This window comes from Marisediminicola antarctica (assembly GCF_009930795.1).
Classification (GTDB): domain Bacteria; phylum Actinomycetota; class Actinomycetes; order Actinomycetales; family Microbacteriaceae; genus Marisediminicola; species Marisediminicola antarctica.
In genome coordinates this window covers 2,165,143-2,190,177 of sequence record NZ_CP017146.1, presented here as the reverse complement: position 1 = coordinate 2,190,177, position 25,035 = coordinate 2,165,143, and the positions used below count along the sequence as shown (strand labels likewise).

Sequence of the window (25,035 nt, the reverse complement as noted above, 5' to 3'; positions counted from 1 at the left end):
TGTACGGAGTGTCATTCGCGCATCCTTGAGGTGGGCCGCCGCGCGAACACGCGGGACTGCGGAACAGGTTTGGTGCTAGTCGTCCGACTTCTTGGGCTGATCGGCGGGGGTAGCTTCGGGCTCGACCCGCTCGACCCGCTCGCCGAACTCGGGGGCAACGACGCGTGATCCGTCCACGTCGTTCTCGTCGATGACGGCCGACTCATCGTTCTCGAGTACGTCGGTCGCCTCCTCGGGCTCGGCGACGACGGCATAGTCAGCGACCTTGAGGATCGTCTGGCGGTGGATCCTGAGGACCGTTCCGGGTGCCGACTCGATCTCGACGACGTTGGTCTCCTCATCCATCGTGAGGATGGTGCCGTAGAGGCCGTAGTTCGTCATGACCTCGACGCCGGGAACGAACTTCGTCTGGCGTTCCTCGGTCTCGCGCTTGCGCTTTCTGCCCTGGAACACCTGGAAGACGATGAAGGCGCCAAGCGCGACAACGAGAAGAATTAGTGTGGGGTCCATGTGATGAACGAGCCTTCCGCGGCTTGTGTAATGTGCGGGCTGCGACGAGCCCAGGTCAAAGCCCGATAAGGCCAGCTTGAATTATAGGCCATCGATATCGAGGCCGAGGCTCACCGTGCCGGGGGCGGCGGACTGCAACCCGAAGTGCTTCCATGCCAGCCTCGTGGCGACCCGGCCACGCGGGGTGCGGGTCAGCAGGCCGATCCGCACGAGGAACGGCTCGACGACCGACTCGACCGTCTCCGCCTCCTCGCCGACCGACACCGCGAGGGTGCTGAGGCCGACGGGTCCCCCGTCGAACCGGGTGAGGATCGTCGTCATGACCTCGCGGTCGAGCCGGTCGAGCCCGAGTTCGTCAACGTCGTACAGGTCGAGTGCGCCATGAACCGCTCCGAGCCCGGCACCTCCGCCGTACACAAGGGCATAGTCCCGCACCCGGCGGAGCAGCCGGTTCGCGATGCGCGGGGTGCCCCGGCAACGGCCGGCGATCTCGGCCAGGGCGGACCGGTCGATCGGAAGGTCGAGCAGCGCCGCCGCCCGCACGAGAACCTGCTCGAGCTCCGATTCGGCGTAGAACTCGAGATGCGCGGTGAACCCGAACCTGTCCCTCAGCGGGTTGGGCAGCAGGCCCGATCTCGTGGTTGCGCCAACGAGGGTGAACGGCGCCAGGTCGAGCGGGATCGAGGTCGCCCCCGCCCCCTTGCCGACCATGATGTCGATGCGGAAGTCCTCCATCGCGAGATAGAGCATCTCTTCGGCGGGCCTGGCCATGCGGTGAATCTCGTCGATGAAGAGGATCTCGCCCGGCACGAGCGACGACAGCACAGCGGCGAGGTCGCCGGCGTGCTGGATCGCCGGCCCGCTCGACATCCGCAGGGGCCGTCCGCTCTCCTCCGCGACGATCATCGCGAGCGTCGTTTTGCCGAGACCCGGCGGGCCGGCGAGCAGGATGTGATCGGGGGTGCGGTTTTGCAGCGTCGCGGCCTGAAGGAGCAGCTGCAGTTGCGCGCGCACCTTCGCCTGTCCGACGAACTCGGCAAGGGACTTGGGGCGCAGGGCGCCTTCGAAGGCCAGCTCGGCATCCGATTCCGGGGTAGGACGCACGATTGCCATCGACGGGTCGGCCGGGTCGATCATGAGGGCACTCCTTCGCTGCGGGCGGCGCTCGCCTGGCGCGGACCGAGGCGGGTGAGAGCGACTCGCAGCAGGGCGGGCACGCTCGCGGCCTCCGTGGCGGATGCCTCGGCGACGGCCTCGTCGACGGCCTGCGCGGCGACCCGCTCCGACCAGCCCAGCCCGACGAGAGCGACGAGCACATTCTTGCTGACGGGATTAGCGCTCGTCGGCGCGCTCGGTGCCGTGGCGGCGAACGGCAGCATCTTGCCGGCGAGCGACAGCACTATGAGCTTCGCCGTCTTCGGGCCGATCCCGGAGACCTTGCGGAATGCCCCGTCGTTCTCGGTGGCGACGGCGGTGGCGATTTCGGCGGGGCTGATCGCGGCAAGCACCCCGATCGCCGACTTCGGGCCGACGCCCGTCACCCCGCGAAGCAGGTCGAAGACGGCGAGTTCATCCGCCTCCTGGAACCCGAACAGGGCGAGGTCGTCTTCGCGCACGATGAGCGCGGTGTGAAGGCGCGCCTCGGTTCCGATCCGGAGAGAGAGGACCAACTGGGGTGTCACGCTGACGGCAAGGCCCACTCCCCCGACCTCGATGATGGCGGTGGTCCCGGCCACGGCGATGACAGTGCCGCGCACAGAGGAGATCATGGTGCAAGCCTACGGTTGGCCACCGGCTTCGCCGCCGCACGCTCGGCGGCGAGCCATGCATCCTGCGCGGGGGTGTGCCCATTGGCGATCGGTGTCGAGGCGCCTCCGCGTTTCCACGCGTGGCAGATCGCAATCGCAAGCGCATCAGCAGCGTCGGCCGGCTTTGGCGCCTCGGCGAGGCCCAGCACTCGCGCGACCATCGCCTGCACCTGCTTCTTGTCGGCCGAGCCGTAACCGGTGATGGCGGCCTTGACCTCCGACGGTGTGTGCAGCCCGACGGCGAGCCCGCGTTTCGCGGCCGCGTGCAGCGCAACTCCGCTCACTTGGGCGGTGCCCATCACGGTGCTGAGGTTCTGCTGCGCGAAGACCCGCTCGAGCGACACCGCATCGGGCGCCAATCGGTCGAGGAGCTCCTCGATCCCGGCGCCCACCGCGAGAAGGCGTTGTTCGAGCGGCATGTCCGATGGGGTTCGGATGACGGTCACCTCGACAAGTCGCGCGACCCGGTTCGCGTCGACATCCACGATTCCCACGCCGCAGCGGGTGAGTCCCGGATCGATGCCGAGCACCCGAATTGTCACGAAGCTGGCTAGTCGTTCTCGAGTTCGGCGAGCACATCGGCGTGCACGTCGTAGTTGCCGTACACGTTCTGCACGTCGTCGTTGTCCTCGAGCGCGTCGACGAGCCGGAACACCTTGCGCGCGGTGTCGGCGTCGGCCTCGACGAGAACCTGCGGTACGAACTCGACGTCCGCCGATTCGTAGTCGATTCCGGCCTCCTGCAGTGCGGTCCGGGCGGCGACGAGCGTGCCCGGTTCGGTGATGATGTCGAAGCCCTCGCCGCGGTCGTTGACCTCCTCCACGCCGGCGTCGAGCACAGCGGCGAGGATGTCGTCCTCGGTGACGCCGTCGGTCTTGCGCACGCCGATCACACCCTTGCGGTGGAAGTTGTAGGCGACGCTGCCCGGGTCGGCGAGGGTTCCACCGTTACGGGTCATGATCGCGCGCACGTCGGCGGCGGCGCGGTTGCGGTTGTCGGTGAGGCACTCGACGAGGAGGGCGACGCCGCCCTGCGCGTAGGCCTCATAGATGATGGTCTGGTAGTCGACGGCCTCGCCGAGCTGCCCGGACCCGCGCTTGACGGCGCGGTTGATGTTGTCGATCGGGACGGAGGTCTTCTTCGCCTTCTGGATCGCATCGACCAGCGTCGGATTGCCCGAGAGGTCAGCGCCCCCCATTTTCGCCGCGACCTCGATGTTCTTGATGAGCTTCGCGAACGACTTCGCGCGACGCGAATCGATGATCGCCTTCTTGTGCTTGGTGGTTGCCCACTTGGAGTGACCTGACATGCTGCCATTCTACCCAGCGGGCAGCGGCTGGCCGGGCTGTAACGTCAGGACCGGTGGAGCCCGGCGAGGAAGTACGCGTGGAAGCGGGTGTCGCCCATGATCTCGGGATGGAATGAGGTCACGAGCAGGTTGCCCTGGCTGGCGGCGACGACCCGGCCGTCGGGCAGCGCGGCGAGCGGCGTGACCGCGGGTCCGTACTGGTCGATCACGGGCGCGCGGATGAAGACCGCGTGCACGGGAACGGCGCCGAGCTCGGGGATGTCGAGGTCGACCTCGAACGATTCGTTCTGAGACCCGAACGCGTTGCGCTGCACCGTGATGTCGACACCGCCGAGGGTCTGCTGACCGGCGATCCTATTCGACACGCGATCCGCGAGCATGATGAGGCCGGCGCAGGTGCCGTAGACCGGCAACCCTGACGCGATCGCGGCCTTGAGCGGCCCGGCGATGCCGAAAGCGCGAGACAGCTTGTCCATGACGGTCGACTCCCCTCCGGGAATCACGAGACCGTCGAGCTCATCCAGCTCCGACGCGCGGCGGACCGGCCGCGCGTCGGCGCCAAGAGAAGCGAGCACCGCGAGGTGCTCCCGGAAGTCGCCCTGAAGGGCAAGTACCCCGACTCGAGCGGGCCTACCAGCCACGTTCGGCGAGGCGGTGCGGTGCGGGGAGGTCGGAGACATTGATTCCGACGATCGCCTCGCCCAGTCCGCGCGATGCCTCGGCGATGACGGCGGGGTCGTCGAAGAACGTGGTCGCCTTGACGATCGCGGCCGCGCGGGCGACGGGGTTGCCGGACTTGAAGATGCCCGATCCCACGAAGACACCGTCAGCGCCGAGCTGCATCATCATCGCGGCGTCGGCCGGGGTGGCCACGCCTCCGGCGGTGAACATTACGACGGGGAGCTTGCCCGTGCGGGCGACCTCGACGACCAGGTCGTACGGTGCCTGCAGCTCCTTCGCGGCGACGTACAGTTCATCTCGGGTCATCGAGCTGAGGCGCGCGATCTCCCGGTTGACGGTGCGGATGTGCTTGGTCGCCTCGGAGACGTCGCCGGTTCCGGCCTCGCCCTTCGAGCGGATCATCGCGGCACCCTCATTGATGCGTCGCAGCGCCTCACCGAGATTGGTAGCGCCGCAGACGAAGGGAACGGTGAAGTTCCACTTGTCGATGTGGTTGACGTAGTCGGCGGGGCTCAGCACCTCTGACTCGTCGATGAAGTCGACGCTGAGGGCCTGCAGGATCTGCGCCTCGACGAAGTGACCGATGCGCGCCTTCGCCATCACCGGGATCGAGACGACGTCGCGGATCCCGTCGATGAGGTCGGGGTCGCTCATGCGAGAGACGCCGCCCTCGGCGCGGATGTCGGCCGGAATGCGCTCCAGGGCCATAACGGCGACGGCCCCGGAGTCCTCGGCAATACGTGCCTGATCGGCGTTAACGACGTCCATGATGACGCCGCCCTTGAGCATTTCGGCGAGGCCGCGCTTGACTCGGCTCGTGCCGACTTGTTCGTTCGAATTTGTGTCGTTCATTGTGTGTGTACTCTACTCCGCGGATTCTGTGGATTCGGTCGGCCAGGCCTCGGCGATGGATCGCCGCACGTCGCCGAGAAGCTGAGGCAGTGCTTTGGTCTTGGCGATGATGGGGAAGAAGTTCGAGTCGAGGGCCCAGCGCGGAACGATGTGCTGGTGCAGGTGGTCGGCGATGCCGGCTCCCGCGATCCTTCCCTGGTTCATGCCGATGTTGAAGCCCTCGTTGCGCGAGACCTTCTTGATGACCCGCATGGCCGTTTGGGTCAGAGCCGCGATCTCCGCGGTCTCCTCCGCTGTCGCCTCGTCGTACAGGGCAACGTGGCGGTAGGGGCAGACCAGCAGGTGTCCGCTGTTGTAGGGGAACAGGTTGAGGAGCACGTAGGCGTGGGTGCCGCGAGCCACGATCAGGGCCTTTTCGTCGTCCATCCGCGGGGCGATGCAGAACGGGCACTCGTGCTCCGGTGGCTGCTGGCCGTTCTGCATGTACACCATGCGGTGCGGGGTCCACAGGCGCTGGAACTCGTCGGGCACCCCGGCGAGCTCATACGAGCCGTCGATGGTGATCCCGTGCAATTCGGAGTCGTCGATCGTCATCGCTCAGACCTGCGCCTTCGAGTCGATCGCCTCAGTGATCCGGCGGATCGCCTCGTCGACGGGAACCCCGTTCTCCTGGGTGCCGTCGCGATAGCGGAAGCTGACGGCTCCTGCGGCGCGGTCCTCTTCGCCCGCGATCAGCTGGAACGGCACCTTGGCCTTCGTGTGGGTGCGGATCTTCTTCGGCATCCGGTCGCTCGAGTGATCGACCTCAGCCCGAACCCGCTTCGCCTTGAGCTTCGAGATGACCTCGTCGAGATAGTCGCCGTATTCCTCCGCGACAGGGATGCCGACGACCTGAACGGGCGCAAGCCAGACGGGGAAGGCGCCGGCGTAGTGCTCGGTGAGCACCCCGAAGAACCTCTCGATCGAGCCGAACAGCGCGCGGTGGATCATGACCGGACGCTTCCGGGTTCCGTCGGCGGCCGTGTACTCGAGGTCGAACCTCTCGGGCAGGTTGAAGTCGAGCTGCACGGTCGACATTTGCCAGGTGCGGCCGATCGCGTCGCGCGCCTGCACCGAGATCTTGGGGCCGTAGAACGCGGCGCCGCCCGGGTCGGGCACAAGTTCAAGGCCGGACTCGGCGGCGACCTCGGCAAGCGTCGCTGTCGCCTCCACCCAGATGTCGTCGTCGCCGACAGACTTCTCCGGATCCTTGGTCGAGAGTTCGAGGTAGAAGTCGGTGAGACCGTAGTCGCGCAGCAGCGCGAGCACGAAGTTCAGCGTGCTCGTGAGTTCCGCCTTCATCGACTCCCTGGTCGTGAAGATGTGGGCGTCGTCCATCGTCAGCCCGCGAACCCGAGTGAGTCCGTGCACGACGCCGGATTTCTCGTTGCGGTAGACGGTGCCGAACTCGAACAGCCGCAGCGGCAGGTCGCGGTACGAGCGACCGCTCGAGCGGTAAATGAGGATGTGGAACGGGCAGTTCATGGGCTTGAGGTAGTAGTCGGCGCCCTGCCGGGTGATCTCACCCTCCTCGTTGCGCCCCTCGTCGAGGTGCATCGGCGGGAACATTCCGTCGGCGTACCAGCCGAGGTGGCCGGACGTCTCGAACAGGTTCGCCTTGGTGATGTGCGGGGTATAGACGAAGTCGTAGCCGGCGTCCTCATGCTTGCGGCGCGAGTAGTCCTCCATCTCGCGGCGGATGATGCCACCCTTGGGATGGAATACGGCCAGCCCGGATCCGATCTCGTCCGGGAAGGAGAAGAGGTCCAGCTCCTGTCCGAGCTTGCGGTGGTCTCGCTTCGCGGCCTCCTCGAGGCGCCCCTGATACGCGCGAAGGTCGTCCTTGGTCGCCCACGCGGTGCCGTAGATGCGCTGGAGTTGCTTGTTCTTCTCCGAGCCGCGCCAATACGCGGCTGCGGTGCGCATGAGGGCGTAGCCGTTGCCGATCGTGCGGGTGCTCGGCAGGTGCGGTCCGCGACAGAGATCCTTCCACACCGTCTCGCCCGTCTTCGGGTCGATGTTGTCGTAGATCGTGAGTTCTGCGCCGCCGACCTCGACCGATTCGTTATCGGCACCATCGGCAGCGCCGCCCTTGAGACCGATGAGCTCGAGCTTGTACGGCTCCCCCGCGAGTTCGGAGCGCGCCTCGTCCTCGGTGACGACGCGGCGCACGAAGCGCTGCCCGGCGCGGATGATGCGATCCATCGCCTTCGCGACCGCCTTGACGTCCTCCGGGGTGAAGGGGGTCTCGACGTCGAAGTCGTAGTAGAAGCCGTCGGTGATGGGAGGTCCGATGCCCAGCTTCGCCGAGGGATTGATCGACTGCACCGCCTGGGCGAGCACGTGCGCCGCAGAGTGGCGCAGGATGCTGAGGCCGTCGGGCGACTCGACGAGCACAGGCTCGGCGATCTCGCCGACGGTGAGCTGCGCCGCGAGATCCCGCAGCTCGCCGTTCACGCGCACGGCGACGACACTGCGATCGGGGAACAGGTCGAATCCCGTCGCCGCCGTCTCGACCCTGTGCGGCTCGAGCACGGACCTGTGCGGCTCGAGCACGGCAGGGGGATTCTCGGGCATTTCAGACACGGTCGACGGGCTCCTCAGCTTGCAGTGTGCGTTCGGGACAACTGTACCGGTGCGCCGATTGGCGCCCCGCGCGTCGTGTGGCCCGAACGGGGACGTTCGGATGGCCGCACGCCGACGTAGGCTCTGGAGAGTTCGTTTCAGGATTGGGGGATCCATGCGCAGAATCTTCGGCGCCGCACTCACCATCGCCGTGGCGGCATCGCTGCTGCCCGCGATGTCAGCTGCCGCTCACACGACCGCACCGACCGCGCCGACCGCGCCGACCTGGGAACGGCTCCAGGGTGGCGATCGATACGCGACATCGGTCTCGGTGTCGGGGAAGTACGCGCCGGGCGTGCCCGTGCTCTACATCGCCTCCGGCGAGAACTTCCCCGACGCGTTGAGCGCTGCGCCCGCCGCGGCGGTGCAGGGCGGGCCGCTGCTGCTCACCCAGCCGACGGTGCTGACGGAAAGCGTGCGGAAGGAAATCACCCGACTCGCCCCGCGACTCATTGTCGTCGCGGGTGGGCCCGCGGCAATTAGCCCCGAGGTGTACAACGCCCTCGCGCTCCTGGCGCCACAGATCCGGCGCGACTCGGGCAGGGACCGCTACGAGACCTCGCGAACCGTCACGATGGGTGCGTTCAAGGCCGGGAGCGTGGCATCGGCATTCGTCGCGACCGGGGAGATGTTCCCCGATGCGCTCACCTCCTCGGCGGTCGCCGGCGGGGACCGCATCCCCGTGCTCCTCGTTCCCGGCGCCAGCTCCCGGGTGGATGCCGCAACAGTGACGGCAATGTCTGGTCTTGGAGTCACGAGCGTCTCGATCGCCGGCGGCGCCGCGAGCGTCTCGACGGGCATCGAGACGTCGTTCACCGCGATCCTCGGTGCCGGAAGCGTGAAGCGGCTCTCCGGCGACGACCGGTACGTCACCTCGAACGAAGTCAACCGCGGCACCTACGATTCCGCCCCGGTCGCCTACCTCGCCATGGGAACGGACTTTCCCGATGCGCTCTCCGGAGCCGCTCTTGCGGCGAGGGACTCCGCGCCGCTGTTCATCGTTCCAGGCAACTGCGTGCCGCTGGATACGCTCACGAGCCTGCGTGAACTCGGCACGACCAGACTCGTGCTCCTTGGCGGGCGCGGTGCGCTCACCGAAAACATCGAGAACCTGGTCGAGTGCACGACAGACCTCTCGAAAAGCGGTGCCATGCTCGGCTTCAACCAGCCGTTCGAGTCGTTCGTGCCCATTACGTCGTCGTTCGGCGTGCGGGTGCACCCGATCACCAGGGTCGTCACCATGCACTACGGCACCGACTACTCGAAAACGGGCATTCTGGGCACGCCGATCCGGAGCCTCGCCGACGGGGTCGTCGTTGCGAAGAGCCCAAACTCGGCGGGCTGGGTCGGCAACTCGATCAGCATCCTCTACCGCGATCGCGTGCAGAGCGAGATGATGCACATGAAAGACCCGACGACTCTCGCCGTTGGCGCGCATGTGCGTGCGGGGCAGGTCGTTGGGCTCGTCGGCACGACCGGCGCCAGCACCGGCCCGCACCTCCACCTCGAGATCCGCATCAACGGCACGCAAGTCGACCCGTACCTGTTCCTTCTCGGCGCGCAGTACGCGAAGCCCGTGCAGTAGCGAGGATCTCGAGGCTAGGCGGGTTCGACCGCCTCGTCGTGGTGGATGCGGGCGGCGAGTGCGCTGAGAGGCGTGCCGCTTCCGCCCCACTGCAGTGAGATGATCTCGGCGGCGATGGAGACGGCTGTCTCCTCGGGGGTTCTGGAGCCCAGGTCGAGGCCGATCGGGCTATGCAGGAGCAACAGCTCGTCGTCGCCCAGTCCGACCTCGCGGAGGCGGGCGAGGCGGTCGTCGTGGGTTCGCCTGGACCCCATCGCGCCGATGTAGGCGACCCGCGGTCCGGTGAGCGCCACCTTGAGAAGAGGCACGTCGAATTTCGGATCGTGCGTGAGCACGCACACGACGGTGCGCTCGTCGACAAGGCCGTCGGCGATCTGTTCGCTGAGGTACCGGTGCGGCCAGGCGACAACAACCTCGGCGCCGGGGAACCTCCTCTCGGTGGCGAACACCGACCTGGCGTCGCAGACGGTGACCCGGTAGCCGAGGAAGGTGCCCAGCCGGGCCAGCGCCGCGGCGAAGTCGATCGCCCCAAACACGAGCATGCGAGGACGCGGCGCGAAGCTGTTGATGAAGACGGTCATCCCCTCGCCCAGGCGCTCACCCTCTGGCCCGTAGGTCAGGATGCTGTTCCGGCCGGCCGCGAGCATCCCCTGAGCATCGTCGCTGACGGCACCGTCAGCACGGTCGGAGCCGAGGGTGCCCTCGAACCCGTGCGGACGGATGATCAGGTGGCGACCGAGCCGGCTCTCGTCGGGATGCTCGATCACGGTGGCAACCGCCACCGGTGCGGAGCCCTCGATGTCCTGCCGCACCGAGTCGAGCTCGCGGAACGTCGCGGCGGAGATTGGCTCGACGAACACGTCGAGGATTCCACCGCAGGTCAGGCCGACCGCGAACGCATCGTCGTCGGTGATGCCGTAGCGCACGAGCTGCGGGCGGCCCTCGGCGGCGACCTCCGTGGCGAGCTCGTAGACGGCCGCCTCGACGCAGCCGCCGGAGACCGAGCCGACCGCCTCCCCCTCCGAGGTGACGAGCATCGACGCTCCGGCTGGCCTGGGAGCGGAGTTGAAGGTGCGCACGACGGTGGCAAGGCCCGCGGTGCCGCCGCTCCCCCAGCCCGCCAGGAGCGGGCCGAGCACATCACGCATCGGGGGTGGACCCCCGCGCGGCGCTCAGCCTGATCCACCGGCGGGTCGAGACGAAGGTGCCGACCCGGTAGGCGACGAGGGCCACCGCCACGACCAGACCGATGAGCTTGCCTGGGCTGCTGAGCTGGTCCATGACGACGCCCTTCGCGAGTGACATCGCGTCGAGGCTCGGCCCCGCGGCAGGTGCCGTCGGGGCTGTCGGGGCCGGCTGTGCGGGCTGTGCGGGAGTAGGGGACTCGCCCGGGGCGGCCATAGCAGACGCTGCCGGGGCCTCCGAGGCCGCCGGGGCACCCACCATCGATTGGAGGTTCGTTGCGAACAGGGTCATCATCTGGTCGGTGACGTTACCGATGACGCCCTTGCCCATCGCTGCGACCTTGCCCGAGAGCGAGATGTCCGCGCTGACCGTGCCCTGCGTCGCCCCGTCGACCTCGACGAGGGTCAATGTCGCCGATCCCTGCGCGGTGCCCTGGCCGCGGATCTCCTGCGCCTTCCCCTCGAACACGGCGCGATGAGCATCCGCGTCCCGCTCGAGCACCGTCATCTGGCCCTTGTACTGCATCGTCACCGGGCCCATCTTCACCTGGAGGCCGACCTGGTAGGCATCGTCGGAGAGTTTGTTGAGGATCTGCGCGCCCGGCACGCACCCGGCCACCCGCTCGAAGTCCATGAGGGTCTGCCAGACCGCGTCGATGGGGGCGACGACGGAGAAGGAACTGTCGAGTTGCATTATCTGGGCCTCATGTTTCTCTCGGATTGCGATGGGCGGTCGGCGCGGATTGCCGCCGCCACTTCGGTCAGCGCTGTATAGCTGTGCCCGCTCACGAAGGCGTCGCAGTAGGGCAGCGCGGCGGCCATGCCGCCGACGAGCGGCTGGTAGTCCACTGCGACCTTTCTCGGATTCACCCACACGATTCGGTAGGCGAGCCGGCTCAGGCGCGCCATCTGCTCGCCGACGAGCTCAGGCGCATCCTGCGCCCATCCGTCAGACAACACTACGATCACCGCGCCCCGCGCGAGACCCCGACGACCGTGGTCGTCGACGAAGCTCCGGATGCTCTCTGCCAGGCGCGTGCCGCCGGCCCAGTCGCTCGCGGCGGAGGCGGCGCGGGCGAGCGCCAGGTCGGGGTTCCGCGCGGCGAGCTGCCGGGTCAACCGTGTGAGCCGAGTCGAGAACACGAATGCCTCGGCACCCGCGCCGACGACGGAGCCCTGGAGCAGCGACAGGAAGACCCGCGTGTACGGCTCCATCGAAGCGGAGACGTCGCACAACAGCACGAGACGCCGGGAGCGCGTGCGGCGCTGGGAGTAGATGAGCCGGATCGAGTCCCCTCCCGTGCGGTGCGCCGACCTGACCGTGCGCCGGAGGTCGAGCCGCGCACGTCGGTGCGGTGTCCGCCGGGTGCGCCGGCTGCGGCGGGTGGGCGTCGCCAGGACGATCCTGCGCACGAGACTGCGCATCTCGGCGATCTCGTCGCCGGCGAGCTCAGCGAAGGCCACGTCGTGCAGGTGCTCGTCCGACGAGGCCATCGCGAGGATCGCCTCGCGCTCGGGGCCCGCGCCTGGCTCTGAGTCGCTGCCGGGACTCATGGTCGGATGCTGCGGACTGGCCTCCGCGCCGCTCGGCCGATCGTCCTCTGCGGTCGGACGAGTCCTGGTCTCCCCGCCGATCGGGGGCGGCGCCGCGCTGTCGCCCCTCGAGTCGGCCGGATCCAGCATCCCGTCGAACACCGCGGCGAAGACCGCATCGAAGAGGGGCAGCTGCTCGTGGCGCGACACGAGTACGACCCGGCTTGTCCAGTACAGGGCCTCACGCTCGTACGGCGGGACGAGCCGGATGGCCTCGGCGAGCCGGGCCGCCCGGTCGGGCGGAACCGCGAGCCCGGCACGGCGTAGGGCAGTGCTGACCCCGACGGCCAGCCCGGCGGCCTCCACGATGGGAGCGAGCGGGCTGCCCGGATCAGCCATGTTCGTCACCGACCAGCCAACCGGCTCCCCGCGCGAGTGCGAGGTCGTGGTCGTCCCGGTTTTTCAGGATCGCGCCCCACGTCTGGTCGACGGCCGGGACGTCCAGCCGCTCGACGCCAAGGATCGTCAGCGCAGACACCCAGTCGATCGCCTCGGCGATGCCGGGCGGTTTGTCCATGTCGAGGGAGCGCAGCCGTATGATCGCCGACGCGGCCTGGAGGGCGATGGGTTCGGCGCTGCTCGGCACGCGCCGGCGCACGATCTCAGCGATGCGCTCCGGCGCCGGGTAATTGATCCAGTGGTACAGGCAGCGCCTGGTCAGAGCGTCGTGCAGGTCCCTCGTGCGGTTGGAGGTCAGGATGACGATCGGCGGATGCGTTGCCCGCACGGTGCCGAGTTCGGGGATCGTCACCGCGGATTCGGCGAGCAGCTCAAAGGTGAACGCCTCGAACTCGGCATCCGCCCGGTCGATCTCGTCGAGCAGGAGCACCGCGGGCCGCGGACCGGTGTGCTCGATGGCATTCAGGAGAGGCCGCCGCAGCAGGTACTCCGGGCCGAACAGGTCCGCCTCGGCCAGGTGGGCGTCGCGTACCTCCGCGAGCCGGATGCCCAACAGCTGACGGGGGTAGTTCCACTCGTAGAGCGCCTCGCCAGCGTCGATTCCCTCGTAGCACTGCAGCCGGAACAGGGGGGTATCGAGCACCCGCGCGAGCGCCTTCGCCGCCTCGGTCTTGCCGACGCCCGGTTCGCCCTCGAGCAGGATCGGCTGCGGGAGCCGCACGGCCAGGAACAGCGCTGTGGCGAGCCCTGTGTCGGCCAGGTAGTCGACGTCTTCGAGGGCGGCCTGCAGCGCGGCGACATCCGGAATGCGCCGAAGCACGTCATCTTCGGCGCCGCCGCGCGCGGGCCCCGTCATCGCGCCTCCCTGAGCTCGGCGAGAACCCTGTCGTAGTCGTCCTCTGTATCGACGTCGGCGGGGATGCTGCCCGCGACGGGCACCTCGGCCACCTCGGCGGCGCGCTGGTCGAGTAGCCTCCACACGCCCTTGTCGCCGTGCAGGCTGGCGAGATCGGGAAACGTGGAGCGGGAGAAGGCGAACGGGTGCCCGATGCCGTCGTCGTAGCGGCACACCGCGATCGCCGCGTCGCCGCGTCCCTCAAGCAGTCGGCGGACCGACTCCGGGCGCACCTGCGGCTGATCGCCCAGAAGCAGCACGAGCACGTCGGTGCCCGGATCGAGGGCAGCCAGCGCCGCCGCTATCGACGACGAGCATCCTGAGCCGAATTCGGGGTTCACCACCACGTCGCAACCGGCGGTGTCGACCGCCTCCCGCACCTGGGCGGCGGCACCACCGAGGGCGACGACGATCTGCTCGAACGAACTCGCCCGGGCGGTGGCGAGGACGGCGTCGAGCAGCACACCGTCGCCGTACTGGAGCAATTGCTTGGGGCTGCCGTACCTGACGGAGGCGCCGGCGGCGAGCACGAGCCCGGCGACGCGGGGTTCAGGACGCGTCGGCATATCGCTCCGGATGGGCGACGAAGCGTGATCGGCAGCCCGGCGAGCAGAAGTAGGTCGTGACCCCCTCGATCTCGGCGTTCAGGCTCGCGGGGCTCGACGCGACGGACATCCCGCAGACCGGGTCGATCACCGTCTCCACCGCCCTTTCGCGCGAGGACTCCCCCCTCCTGCGTGCGGCGCGCTCCGCCACGAGCTGCGCCAGGATCGACAGTGCGATCTCGGCAGGGGTCCTGGCGCCCAGATCCAGCCCTGCGGGGCTGTGCAGACGGGCGCGCTGCGCCTCGTCGACATCCAGCGAGGCGCGCACGGAAGCACCCCGGGTCGCGCTCGCGACGAGTGCGACGTAGGGCACCCCGGCACGGAGGGCGGCCTCGAGCGCCGGCTCCTCGTCCCGCCCGTGCGACGCCACGATGAGAGCGGCGTCGTCGGCGGCAGGGTCGGCGGAAAGCCCGTCGGTCAGTTGCATCTCCAGCCCGATACCGGCGCCGAGTTCGGCGAGGGCGTGCGCGGTCGGGGTGCTGCCGACGACAACCACGCGCGCCGCCGGAAGGTGCGGCTCGAGGAAGATCTCGATCGCGCCGCCGCTCAGGCACGGGTTCGCAACCTCCACCGCTCCCTCCTCGCGCGTGTGCGATGGCTCCCCCGGTACGACACGCAACAGCAGCGGCTCCCCCGTCGACAGGGTCATGAGGCCGTACTCCCGAACGGATGCCTCGACGCAGTTGCCGCCGACGAAGCCGTCGATGATTCCGTCGGGGTGCACGATCGCGCTGTCGCCGGCCGATGCGCTCGTCGGGTGCTGCGCCCGCACCACGGTGGCGCGGACGAACGACTCCCGGAGTCCGGTGAGTTCCTGTGCCCGTCGCGCGAGGGTGTCCCCCATGGCCGTCACCGTTAGATCGGAGGCGTCGGTCGACCCTGCATGGCGGCCCACACCCGGGCCGGGGTGCAGGGCATATCCATGTGGGTCACGCCGAATGGGCGCAGCGCGTCGACGACCGCGTTGACGATCGCCGGTGGCGATCCGACGGTCGCGGATTCGCCGATGCCCTTGGCCCCGATGGGGTGGTGGGGCGACGGCGTCACGGTGAAGCCGGTCTCCCAGTCCGGCACCTCCATCGCCGTCGGAATGAGGTAGTCCATGAACGATCCGCCGAGGCAGTTTCCCTCGTCGTCGAACTCGATGAGCTGCATCAACGCCATCCCGACGCCGTCGGTCAGACCGCCGTGCACCTGGCCCTCGATGATCATCGGGTTGATGCGCGTGCCGCAGTCGTCCACCGCGATGAACCGCCGCACCTTCACGTGCCCGGTTCCCGGGTCGACGTCGACGACGCAAATGTAGGCGCCGAACGGGAAGGTGAGGTTGGGCGGATCGTAGGTCACCTCGGCGTCGAGGTTTCCGTCGATTCCCTCTGGCAGCGTCACGGTGCCGTGCGCCCCCATGGCGATCTCCGCCATGGTCTTGCCGACGCTGGGGTCGCCCTTGACGAACCAGCGGCCCTTCTCCCACTCCAGGTCCTCCGGCCGCGTCTCGAGCATCGCCGCCGCAATGAACTTCGCCTTCTCCCGCACCTTGCGGGCCACGAGCGCGACCGCGGCACCGCTGACCGGCGTCGACCGGCTGCCGTACGTGCCGAGGCCGAACGGGGTCTGGTCGGTGTCGCCGTGCACGACATCGATGTCCTCCGGCGGGATGCCGATCTCCTCGGCGACGATCTGCGCAAAGGTCGTCTCGTGGCCCTGCCCCTGGCTCTGCACCGAGATCCGCACGACGGCCTTGCCTGTCGGGTGGATCCGCAACTCGGCACCGTCGGCCATTCCGAGACCGACGATGTCCATGTGCTTGCGAGGCCCCGCTCCCACCGTCTCGGTGAAGAACGAGATCCCGATTCCCATGAGCTCACCCCTGGCGCGCTTCTCCGCCTGCTCGCGGCGGAGGTCGTCGTACCCGGCCATCTCCATTGACAGGCGCATGGCCCGCTCGTAGTTGCCCGAGTCGTACTCCCAGCCGGTCTTGTTCATGTAAGGGAACTGCTCCGGCTTGATGAAGTTCTTCAGCCGAAGCTCGGCCGAATCCATCTCGATCTTCTGGGCGAGCATGTCGACGAGCCGTTCGACGAGGTACACCGCCTCGGTGACACGGAATGAGCAGGCATAGGCCACCCCGCCCGGCGCCTTGTTCGTGTAGACACCCGTGACCTTGCAGTGAGCGGCCTGCAGGTCGTAACTGCCCGTGAAGATGTGGAAGAAGCCGGCCGGGTACTTCGTCGGCTGCGCCGTCGCGTTGAACGCGCCGTGGTCGGCGAGCACGTTGGTCCGCAGCGCGAGGATCTTGCCGTCTTTCGTCGCCGCGATCTCGCCCTGCATAATGTAGTCCCGCGCGAACGAGGTCGACATGAGGTTCTCAGACCGGTCCTCGACCCACTTCACCGGGCGACCGGTGACGATCGAGCCGACCACGGCGAGAATGTATCCGGGGTAGATGCCGACCTTGTTGCCGAACCCGCCGCCGATGTCCGGCGAGACGATGCGAATCTTGTGCTCCGGGATGCCGGAGACGATCGCAAACAGGGTGCGGTGGGCGTGCGGGGCCTGGCTTGTCTCGTACAGCGTCAGGGCGCCCTCGATCGGCTCGAAGTCGGCGACGGCGCCGCAGGTCTCCATCGGGGCCGGGTGGGAACGCGGGTAGACGATCTCCTGCGAGACGACCACATCGGCCGAGGCGAAGATCGCGTCGGTCTCGGCGGCGTTACCCGCCTCCCAGTCGAAGATGTGGTTGTCGGTGCGTCCCTCGAGTTCGTCCCGCACGACCGGCGCGCCGGGGTCCAACGCCGTGCGCACATCGACGACCGGAGTCAGAACGTCGTAGTCGACCTCGATCAGTTCGAGCGCGTCCCTGGCTGCGTAGCGATCCTCCGCAATGACGAACGCGACCTCCTGGCCCTGGAATCGCACCTTGTCGGTAACGAGCACCGCCTGCACGTCGGCGGAGAGGGTGGGGGCCCACGCCAGCTTGAGGCCCAGCAGGTCCTGGCCGGTGATGACGGCGACGACCCCGGGGTGGGCGAGCGCCGCACTCGTGTCGATCGAGACGAGCCGCGCGTGCGCGACCGGGGAGCGCAGGATCGCCCCGTGCAGCATCCCGGGCAGCACGATGTCGTCGACGTAGTTGCCCTTGCCGCGGACGAAACGCGGGTCCTCCTTGCGCTGGATGCGGCCGTACCCGATGGGGCGGTCGGCATCCCCCGCCGCCGGGTTGGGCGCGTGCTCCTCGATGATGGTCATGCGGACACCTCTTCTTCAGTGCTGTTATCGACGGCGGGGAGCGAGGCGGCATCGAAAGCGGGGGTTTCGGAGACAACGAAGGCGGGATGATTGGATGCCCATTTGACCGATCGCACGATCGTCGCGTAGCCCGTGCATCGACAGATCTGGCCCGAGATCGCCTCGCGGATCTGGTCGTCGTCGGGATGCGGGTTGTTGTCGAGCAGGGCGCGAGCGGTGAGCATCATGCCCGGTGTGCAGAATCCGCACTGCAGTCCGTGCTCCTCCATGAACCCCTGCTGCACGGGGTCGAGCTTGCCGCCGGCCGCGAGGCCCTCGACCGTCGTGATCGCGTGGCCATCGGCCATCGCCGCGAGCACGGTGCACGACTTGACCGGCTGCCCGTCCATCAGCACGACGCAGGTGCCGCAGTTCGAGGTGTCGCATCCCCAGTGCGTGCCGGTGAGGCGAAGGACGTCGCGGATGAAGTGCACGAGGAGAACCCTCGGCTCTGCGTCGCGAGTGATGTCCTCGCCGTTGACGGTCATGCTGATCTGCATTGGCTTCAGCCTTCCTGTGCTTCAGCTGCCCGCGCGGCCGCGCGTCGCAGCACCCGGCGGGTCAGTTCGTCGGCGAGATGCCGCTTGTAGTCGACCGGGCCCCGCTGGTCGGCGACCGGGTCGCAGGCGGCGGCGGCGATCCGCGCGGCCTCGACGAAGAGATCCTCAGCGGGGCGCTTGCCCAGAAGAACCGCCTCAGCCTGCGGAATCGTTCCGTCGAGGCCGACCGCGGTCAGCCCGATCCCGACATCGGCGATCGTGCCGTCCTCGGCGAGCGAGATCGATGCGCCGGCGGCGACGACCGCCCAGTCGCCGACGCGCCGTTCGACCTTCTCGTAGGCGCTTCCGGAACGTGGACGGATGGGGATGCGAACCTCGCACAGGAGTTCGTTCTGAGCGACCGCGCTCTCGTACGGGCCTCGATGGAACTCCCCCATCGTGAGTGTGCGCTCGCCGCCGGGTCCGCGAATGACCGCCTGCGCGCGGAGCACGTCGCAGACGGTCGACAGGTCTTCGGCCGGGTCACCCTGACAGAGCGACCCGCCGATCGTTCCGCGGTTGCGCACGGTGGGATCCGCGATGACCTTCTCGGCGTCGCCGACGATGGGAAAGAGGCGTGCGATCTCCTGCGACTCGAGCAGCGCGGTGTGGCGGGTGAGCGCGCCGACGCGGAGGGTGTCGCCGTCGCGCAGGATGAAGTCGAGTTCGTAGAGGTCGTTGATGTCGACGAGCCACTCCGGCCTCGCGAGCCGTAATTTCATCATCGGCAACAGGCTGTGTCCGCCGGCGACGACGCGGGCGTCGGGTCCATGGCGATCCAGCAGGGTCACGGCGTCATCGACGGTGCTGGCGCGGACGTAGTCGAACTGAGCCGGAATCTGCACTGGCCACTCCTCCTCGAGTGTGTGCCCGGCCGAGTTGAAGGGCACTGGATTGGGGATCATCCTGCTCCCCCCAACCTCGGGTGTCAATGAGTAGCGCGGCACGCGATCCCGGCTCACGACGTGCACGAATCTTTCCCGCGGGGCATATCGGGTCGGCCGCGGAGAGATCCCGCACCGCGACGATTCCGTGGCCGACTCTGCAGCGCTCCGCATCCTCGGCTCGCACGAGGTCGGTGGCGAGGAAGCCATGCAGACAGTCAGCAGCCGCGCGTTCGATTAAATTACGCCAGTTTGCGTGATTCCCTAGACAGCGTGACTCGTGTTGACCATTATTACCCGAATGAATGAATATCGCCACCGCTGTCCCGACTGCACGAGTCCGCTTGACCGTCCGGAGGAGGACAGACCGTACTCGTGGTGTCAGCCGTGCAGCCTGGGATGGGTTCTCATAGCGGGCACGCCGCCGTCCGTCAGCGACCGGTTGTCCTACCGGGTGATGTAGCGGGGCCGGCTGCTCCGACCTCGGGAGGGCCAATTCTGCAGACAAAGCGGAAACGATATTGCCCTCATGTCGCATGCCGTGTTTTGGGCAGAAAAAAACCCCGGCTGACCGGGGTTTTTCTTGTGAGCGATACTGGGATCGAACCAGCGACCTCTTCCGTGTCAGGGAAGCGCGCTACCGCTGCGCCAATCGCTCATGCTTGTTTCGGTATTTTCTATTGTACTGCCGAGGTGGCGACGGGATTTGAACCCGTGTGGACGGCTTTGCAGGCCGCTGCCTCGCCTCTCGGCCACGCCACCATGTGTGGTTTCCCACACCACGTGTAACTGCCACGTGAGACTATTTCGAGCGGATGACGAGATTCGAACTCGCGACCCTCACCTTGGCAAGGTGATGCGCTACCACTGCGCCACATCCGCACTGCCCGCATTTCTGCGTGCTTTGGAACTCTATCCGATGCGATGCGAATGGGCCAATCGTGACGGCAGGAGTGTCTTCGCGCCATGTGCTCCGGGTGGCCGTGTCAGGTCGGCGCATGTGGCAGGATTATCCTGCAGGGCGATTGGCGCAGTTGGTAGCGCGCTTCCTTCACACGGAAGAGGTCATCGGTTCGAGTCCGGTATCGCCCACTGTCACGGCCCCTCGGTAATCCGAGGGGCTTTTTGGTTTCCTCGGGCCATCCCTTTCGCGCCGGTGCCCCCGTTTGTGCAACCCCATGGTTATTTCCGTGCTCGGCGGTTAGCGTCGACCCAACCCCCTCACAACCCACAGCGTTCGGGGGGTCTCCCTCAGCACCACTCAGTCACCCTGAAGAAAACGATGAGAGGAATACCATGTCGGGAAACAGAGCCGTTGCCTACAAGGGCCCAGGGAAAGTCGAAGTCATTGACATCGACTACCCCACATTCGAATTGAAGGATGGACCGGGGGTAAACCCTGCGAACGTGGGCCGGAAGGTGCCACACGGCGTTATCGTGCGCACGATCGCGACCAACATCTGCGGATCGGACCAACACATGGTTCGCGGCCGCACGACTGCGCCGAGCGACCTCGTGCTCGGCCATGAGATCACGGGCGAAGTCGTCGAGTGCGGCCCCGGCGTCGAGTTCATCAAGGTCGGCGACATCGTCTCCGTGCCGTTCAACATCGCCTGCGGCCGATGTCGCAACTGCAAGGAGCGCAAGACCGGCATCTGCCTCAACGTCAACCCGGACCGCCCGGGGAGTGCCTATGGCTACGTCGACATGGGCGGCTGGGTCGGCGGTCAGGCCGAATACGTGCTCGTGCCCTACGCGGACTGGAACCTGCTGAAGTTCCCGGACCGGGACCAGGCGCTTGAGAAGATCATGGACCTCACCATGCTCTCCGACATCTTCCCGACCGGGTTCCACGGAGCGGTCTCGGCGGGTGTCGGCGTCGGGTCGACGGTCTACGTCGCCGGAGCCGGGCCAGTCGGACTCGCCGCGGCGAGCGGCGCGATGCTGCTCGGCGCAGCCGTGGTCATCGTCGGTGACCTCAATGCCGATCGGCTCGCCCAGGCGCGCAGCTTCGGCTGCGAGACGATCGACCTCACCGAGGGCGACCTGGCCGATCAGATCGACCAGATCCTCGGTGTGCCCGAGGTCGACTGCGGCGTCGACGCCGTCGGGTTCGAGGCGAGGGGCCACGGGAAGGACTCCGGAGAGGCTCCCGCGACCGTGCTCAACTCGCTCATGGACGTCACGGCGGCGGGCGGAGCACTCGGCATCCCCGGGCTCTACGTCACCGGTGACCCGGGCGGGGTCGACGAGGCTGCCAAGACGGGCTCGCTGTCCTTGAGCCTCGGCACCGGCTGGGCAAAGTCGCTGTCCTTCATGACCGGACAGTGCCCGGTGATGAAGTACAACCGCGGCCTGATGATGGCGATCTTGCACGACCGGGTCAGCATTGCGAAGAACGTCAACGCTAAGGCGATCACGCTCGACGAGGCCCCCCGCGGCTACGCCGAGTTCGACGCGGGAGCCGCGACGAAGTACGTGCTCAACCCGAACGGGTACCTCGACGGCAAGTAGCTGACGCACCACCGAGGAGGGTCGCCAGCCGACAGGTCGGCGATCCTCCTCGTCCGGTTGTCTCATCATTCAGGAGTTGCTGCTGGCCGGGGCTTTCATCATTCAGGAGTTGGTGCTGGCCGGGGCTTTCATCATTCAGGACAACCTGACCAGCATCTCCGCGAACGCGGCGAGATGCAGGCGAAACTGCCGCAAGTGCGGGTCGGCGTGCTCCCGCATCGATCCTTCTGACCCAACTGTCCTGAATGATGAAAGGCCTCCGGGCCGCAGAGTCCTGAATGATGAAACAACTGCGGGCCGCAGAGTCCTGAATAATGACAGGGCGGGGTTGCTAGGCGTCGATGCGGGACGGCAGACCGAAGCTCGTGACGACACCGGGTGAGTAGAGCACCGAGTCCGGGGCGCGCGCGCCGATCGAGGAAATGCCGGCCGCGGCGATGAGGCCGTCGTGCAGGGTGAGGAGGTCGGCTTCGAACAGGGGCCACGGCTCGTGCTCGTTCGCCATCGCGACGGTGTGGGTTCCGCGCGTCACGAAGAGGAGCCAGCGCGCCGTGAGGAACTCGGCGAGGGCGTCGCCGTTCACGGCTTTCGTCGACGGGCGCACCGAGATCATCGTGGAGGGGCGACCGGGAGCGAACCGCTCCGAGCGGTAGGCGACCATGTCGTCGCTGAGCACCGAGGCGGCCCTGGCCCATTGGTAGGGCAGCCGGAAGAGCACGCGCGCCGTGAGTACCGCGGCGAGCCGGGACGCCTCGAGCGAGCAGAAGACGACGCCGCGGCGGCCGGATGCATCGACGCCGTAGAGACGCACATTGACCTCGGTGAACGAGCCGAAGTAGGGCACCGGTGGCCCGCCGAGCACCGCCGAGTCCCGCATCTCGAACGGGATCAGGCCCACCCAGGACGACCCGTCGAAGACATCCGGCACGATCCCGCGCGGGAGCAGGGGCGCGATCTCGTCCGGATCGACTCGCCAGTGCACGAAGACGAGGTCCCGCCAGAGCTGTCGGAGTACTGGACGGCCGGTGAGGGGTGGTGCGGTCGAGGTAATGGGGTCCACGAGCACACTGTACGTGCGGGTCGCCCTCAGGAACCTGCGAGCGCGCTCGCCGCCGGGCGACGCGCAACCCGGGAGACGACGAACCAGCAGGCGAGCGACACGGCGCCGGCATAGGCGGTGACGATCAACACGCTCGCGAACTGGCTGAGCAGCGCCTCGGGCTGTCCGGTGAACACGATTCCGGTGCGGGTTGCGAAGGCGCCGATGAGGCCGACGCCGAGCCCGGCACCTCCGAGCAGGATCGTGACTACCAGCCAGATGAAGTTGCCGGTGCGCCGTGCGGCCCAGTAGCCCACAAGGGAGCACAGTGCGCCCGCGACGATTCCAGTGAGGAGCGCCCCGACTGCGCTCAGGTTACCGCTGCCCGGGGCGATCGCCGCGAGACCGCAGAGCAGGCCGCCGACCGCGGCCGACGGCGTCGTTTTCGCGTGCTGGATGCGTTGAACCACGAGCCACGCTGCGACGGAGGCCACCGGCGTCATGAGCGTGTTCGCCACGATCAGCGGAGTGATCTCGTCGATCGCGAGTTCCATGCCGACGAGCCACAGGACCCAAAGCGCCCAGACCACCGCGACAAGGCCGAGCAGCACCCAGCCCGGGTTGCTCCCCCGCGAACGCTCGACCCGTCGGCCGTCGAGGACAAGCACCGCGAGCCCGCCGCATCCGCCCGCCACGAGTACCGGCAGCGCCCCGGCGAGATCCACTGTCGCCAGTTCAGCGGCGAGGAACCCCTTCGCTGAGAACAGGGCGACGGCCACGGGCACGAAGACGAGCGCCGACCAGAGCGCCGCATAGGCAAGGGTGCTGCGCGCACCGCGCCCGAGCAGTCGCGCCGGCGTGGCGGCAAGGACCGCCGCGACGCCGCCGAGCGCGGTGAGAGGAAGTACGAGCAGCGGGTCGATGTCGGGCCGGAGGATCCCGGCTATGGCCAGCCAGCTTAGCCAGCCGGCACTGGAGTGCGCGGCGCCCGCCGCCAAGGAGCGGATGCCGGCGGCTCCCTGCCAGGCGTCGGTGAGCGCGGTGATCGCCGGGCCGAGGCCAGCGATCGCGATCGTCGCGAGCAAGATGAGCGGGGATACCTCGATGATCACGTCGCCTCCGGTGACCAGCGTAGGGGTGCGCTGCCGACCCATGCGGCCGGAACGCAGGAAGGGGTGCCGCCAGGAAGGCGGCACCCCGGTGCTGTGCTGCTGCTGCTACCGCGTTTCGGCGAGTACGTAGCCCTCTTCACCGTGGACCACGGTGTCGAGGCCGGCGAGTTCGTCCTCATTCTTGATTCGGAATCCGATCGTCTTCTCGATCACGAGGCCGATGAGGAAGGCGATCGTGAAGGAGAAGGCCATCACCGAGAAGGCGGCGATCGCCTGGACCAGGAGCTGTGTTCCGTCGCCGCCCATGAACAGGCCCGTGCCGTTGGCGAAGAATCCCAGGTACAGGGTTCCGATCAGTCCGCCGACGAGGTGGATGCCGACAACATCGAGCGAGTCGTCGAAGCCCAGCTTGAACTTCAGGTCGATCGCGAGGGCGCAGACGGCACCGGCGATGAAGCCGAGCAGGATGGCCCAGATCGGGTCGATCGACGCACAGGCGGGGGTGATCGCCACGAGTCCGGCGACCGCACCGGATGCGGCACCGACCGAGGTCGGCTTGCCGTCACGGATCTTCTCGACGACGAGCCAGGCCAGCAGAGCAGCTGCGGGGGCGGCGATCGTGTTGAGGAAGGCGAGGGCGGCAACCCCGTCCGCCGCGAGCTCGGAGCCGGCGTTGAAGCCGAACCAGCCGAACCAGAGGAGGCCAGCGCCCAGCAGCACGAACGGCGGGTTGTGAGGTACGTGGGCACCCTTGGCGAAGCCGACACGCTTGCCGAGCACGAGGGCCAGTGCGAGTGCCGCGGCGCCAGCGTTGATGTGCACTGCGGTTCCACCCGCGAAGTCGATTGCGCCGACACCGAAGACTTCCTGCATGCCATAGGTGATCCAGCCGCCGTCGCTGAACGATCCGTCCTCCGCAAGGCTGAAGTTGAACACCCAGCTCGCGACCGGGAAGTAGACGACGGTGGCCCAGATGCCGGCGAAGATCATCCAGGCGCCGAACTTGGCCCGGTCGGCGATCGCCCCGGAGATGAGCGCGACGGTGATGATGGCGAAGGTCGCCTGGAAGGCCGCGAAGGCGATCGGCGGGAACGCCGCACCCTCCGGGGTCTCGAGGAGGCCGGTGAGGCCGAGGTTCGCCGTGTCGATGCCGAGGAATCCGTCAATTCCGAAGAAGCCCTCGGTTCCGCCGTTGGCAAAGGTGATCGCGTAACCGTAGAGGACCCAGAGGACTCCGATGAGGCCGAGGGCCCCGAAACTCATCATCATCATGCTGATGACGCTCTTTGCCTTGACGAGGCCGCCGTAGAAGAACGCCAGACCGGGCGTCATCAACAGCACGAGCGCCGCGCAGATAAGTATGAAGGCGGTGTTGCCTTGATCCATCATGAACCTCTCTTAGGTATGCGAAGACTGAATGTCGACCGACCTCCCCGGGAGGGGCCAGCACCGGCAGTGAGCCAGCTCGGGTACGAAAACAGTTTCTCGGTACTAGGTTTCGTCAGTGGCCTCGCCGTGTTTCGAGCCTGTTACGCGCGCCGGTGGCGCATTAACATCGTGTTTCGAAGCACCAC

General features: G+C 67.6%; 23 protein-coding genes and 4 tRNA genes. 3 read left to right on the top strand and 24 right to left on the bottom strand.

Translation table 11 applies throughout. The features are described 5' to 3' along the window. Positions 1-75: 75 nt before the first annotated feature. From BHD05_RS10310 to thrS, 9 genes are all read right to left on the bottom strand, one after another. Positions 76-510 carry a preprotein translocase subunit YajC gene (locus BHD05_RS10310; RefSeq protein WP_161886349.1) on the bottom strand — a complete coding sequence of 145 codons (435 nt, stop codon included), beginning with the start codon at positions 508-510 and terminating at the stop codon, positions 76-78. A gap of 81 nt (positions 511-591) precedes the next feature. Then, positions 592-1,647 carry a Holliday junction branch migration DNA helicase RuvB gene (ruvB, locus tag BHD05_RS10305; protein ID WP_236966501.1) on the bottom strand — a complete coding sequence of 352 codons (1,056 nt, stop codon included), beginning with the start codon at positions 1,645-1,647 and terminating at the stop codon, positions 592-594. Continuing rightward, positions 1,644-2,279, bottom strand: a complete 636-nt coding sequence (gene ruvA, locus BHD05_RS10300) for a Holliday junction branch migration protein RuvA (protein ID WP_161886348.1) — start codon at positions 2,277-2,279, stop codon at positions 1,644-1,646. Before ruvA ends, ruvB begins: the two co-directional genes overlap by 4 nt. After that, positions 2,276-2,854, bottom strand: a complete 579-nt coding sequence (gene ruvC, locus BHD05_RS10295; RefSeq protein WP_202614362.1) for a crossover junction endodeoxyribonuclease RuvC — start codon at positions 2,852-2,854, stop codon at positions 2,276-2,278. Before ruvC ends, ruvA begins: the two co-directional genes overlap by 4 nt. Positions 2,855-2,868: 14 nt before the next feature. Further along, a complete protein-coding gene (locus tag BHD05_RS10290) occupies positions 2,869-3,627 on the bottom strand; it encodes a YebC/PmpR family DNA-binding transcriptional regulator (protein ID WP_161886346.1) in 759 nt (252 codons plus the stop codon). 44 nt (positions 3,628-3,671) lie between these two features. Further along, a complete protein-coding gene (gene pdxT / locus BHD05_RS10285) occupies positions 3,672-4,307 on the bottom strand; it encodes a pyridoxal 5'-phosphate synthase glutaminase subunit PdxT (RefSeq protein WP_161886345.1) in 636 nt (211 codons plus the stop codon). Continuing rightward, entirely contained in the window at positions 4,258-5,160 is a 903-nt protein-coding gene (pdxS, locus tag BHD05_RS10280; RefSeq protein WP_161886344.1) for a pyridoxal 5'-phosphate synthase lyase subunit PdxS, read from the bottom strand. The genes pdxT and pdxS overlap by 50 nt, the downstream gene beginning before the upstream one ends. A 12-nt stretch (positions 5,161-5,172) precedes the next feature. Further along, the gene (locus BHD05_RS10275; protein WP_161886343.1) at positions 5,173-5,754 is read right to left on the bottom strand and encodes an HIT family protein; all 582 of its coding nucleotides are present in this window, start codon (positions 5,752-5,754) and stop codon (positions 5,173-5,175) included. Positions 5,755-5,757: 3 nt separating this feature from the next. Then, entirely contained in the window at positions 5,758-7,776 is a 2,019-nt protein-coding gene (gene thrS, locus BHD05_RS10270; RefSeq protein WP_161887477.1) for a threonine--tRNA ligase, read from the bottom strand. Positions 7,777-7,939: 163 nt separating this feature from the next. Here thrS and BHD05_RS10265 point away from each other — a divergent pair, with 163 nt between their 5' ends. Further along, a complete protein-coding gene (locus BHD05_RS10265) occupies positions 7,940-9,409 on the top strand; it encodes a cell wall-binding repeat-containing protein (protein ID WP_161886342.1) in 1,470 nt (489 codons plus the stop codon). 14 nt (positions 9,410-9,423) lie between these two features. On the opposite strand, the gene BHD05_RS10260 is transcribed toward BHD05_RS10265, so the two are convergent. The 12 genes from BHD05_RS10260 to BHD05_RS10205 form a co-directional block, all read right to left on the bottom strand. Beyond that, positions 9,424-10,557: an XdhC family protein gene (locus tag BHD05_RS10260; protein WP_161886341.1), complete on the bottom strand. Its 1,134-nt coding sequence runs from the start codon at positions 10,555-10,557 to the stop codon at positions 9,424-9,426. After that, positions 10,550-11,287, bottom strand: coding sequence for an SRPBCC family protein (locus tag BHD05_RS10255; RefSeq protein ID WP_161886340.1), 738 nt, complete (start codon positions 11,285-11,287; stop codon positions 10,550-10,552). Before BHD05_RS10255 ends, BHD05_RS10260 begins: the two co-directional genes overlap by 8 nt. Next, positions 11,287-12,525, bottom strand: a complete 1,239-nt coding sequence (locus BHD05_RS10250) for a vWA domain-containing protein (protein ID WP_161886339.1) — start codon at positions 12,523-12,525, stop codon at positions 11,287-11,289. Before BHD05_RS10250 ends, BHD05_RS10255 begins: the two co-directional genes overlap by 1 nt. Next, positions 12,518-13,441, bottom strand: a complete 924-nt coding sequence (locus BHD05_RS10245; protein ID WP_161886338.1) for an AAA family ATPase — start codon at positions 13,439-13,441, stop codon at positions 12,518-12,520. The genes BHD05_RS10250 and BHD05_RS10245 overlap by 8 nt, the downstream gene beginning before the upstream one ends. Beyond that, the gene (locus tag BHD05_RS10240) at positions 13,438-14,046 is read right to left on the bottom strand and encodes a nucleotidyltransferase family protein (protein WP_161886337.1); all 609 of its coding nucleotides are present in this window, start codon (positions 14,044-14,046) and stop codon (positions 13,438-13,440) included. Before BHD05_RS10240 ends, BHD05_RS10245 begins: the two co-directional genes overlap by 4 nt. After that, the gene (locus BHD05_RS10235; protein ID WP_161886336.1) at positions 14,030-14,929 is read right to left on the bottom strand and encodes an XdhC family protein; all 900 of its coding nucleotides are present in this window, start codon (positions 14,927-14,929) and stop codon (positions 14,030-14,032) included. Before BHD05_RS10235 ends, BHD05_RS10240 begins: the two co-directional genes overlap by 17 nt. Positions 14,930-14,940: 11 nt before the next feature. Then, positions 14,941-17,334, bottom strand: a complete 2,394-nt coding sequence (locus BHD05_RS10230) for an aerobic carbon-monoxide dehydrogenase large subunit (RefSeq protein ID WP_161886335.1) — start codon at positions 17,332-17,334, stop codon at positions 14,941-14,943. Next, positions 17,331-17,873 (bottom strand): (2Fe-2S)-binding protein, encoded by a 543-nt coding sequence (locus BHD05_RS10225; RefSeq protein WP_161886334.1) that lies wholly within the window; start codon positions 17,871-17,873, stop codon positions 17,331-17,333. The genes BHD05_RS10230 and BHD05_RS10225 overlap by 4 nt, the downstream gene beginning before the upstream one ends. 5 nt (positions 17,874-17,878) lie before the next feature. Next, entirely contained in the window at positions 17,879-18,817 is a 939-nt protein-coding gene (locus tag BHD05_RS10220; RefSeq protein WP_236966500.1) for an FAD binding domain-containing protein, read from the bottom strand. 565 nt (positions 18,818-19,382) lie between these two features. Next, positions 19,383-19,454 (bottom strand) — tRNA-Val (locus tag BHD05_RS10215). Between the two features lie 33 nt (positions 19,455-19,487). Continuing rightward, positions 19,488-19,558: transfer RNA gene (locus BHD05_RS10210), tRNA-Cys, on the bottom strand. 48 nt (positions 19,559-19,606) lie between these two features. Next, positions 19,607-19,678, bottom strand: a tRNA-Gly gene (locus tag BHD05_RS10205). Between the two features lie 137 nt (positions 19,679-19,815). Between BHD05_RS10205 and BHD05_RS10200 the strand changes: the two genes are divergently transcribed. Together BHD05_RS10200 and fdhA are read left to right on the top strand one after the other, a co-directional pair. Next, positions 19,816-19,888: transfer RNA gene (locus BHD05_RS10200), tRNA-Val, on the top strand. A gap of 204 nt (positions 19,889-20,092) precedes the next feature. Beyond that, positions 20,093-21,310, top strand: a complete 1,218-nt coding sequence (gene fdhA / locus BHD05_RS10195) for a formaldehyde dehydrogenase, glutathione-independent (protein ID WP_161886333.1) — start codon at positions 20,093-20,095, stop codon at positions 21,308-21,310. 331 nt (positions 21,311-21,641) lie between these two features. Here the strand turns inward: fdhA and BHD05_RS10190 are convergent, their stop codons facing one another. The 3 genes from BHD05_RS10190 to BHD05_RS10180 form a co-directional block, all read right to left on the bottom strand. Then, positions 21,642-22,370: a YqjF family protein gene (locus BHD05_RS10190; protein ID WP_236966499.1), complete on the bottom strand. Its 729-nt coding sequence runs from the start codon at positions 22,368-22,370 to the stop codon at positions 21,642-21,644. A gap of 26 nt (positions 22,371-22,396) precedes the next feature. Then, the gene (locus BHD05_RS10185; protein ID WP_161886331.1) at positions 22,397-23,461 is read right to left on the bottom strand and encodes an ammonium transporter; all 1,065 of its coding nucleotides are present in this window, start codon (positions 23,459-23,461) and stop codon (positions 22,397-22,399) included. A 105-nt stretch (positions 23,462-23,566) separates the two neighbouring features. Next, complete coding sequence (locus tag BHD05_RS10180; RefSeq protein ID WP_161887475.1) at positions 23,567-24,847, bottom strand: ammonium transporter; 1,281 nt, start codon at positions 24,845-24,847, stop codon at positions 23,567-23,569. Positions 24,848-25,035 lie beyond the last annotated feature (188 nt).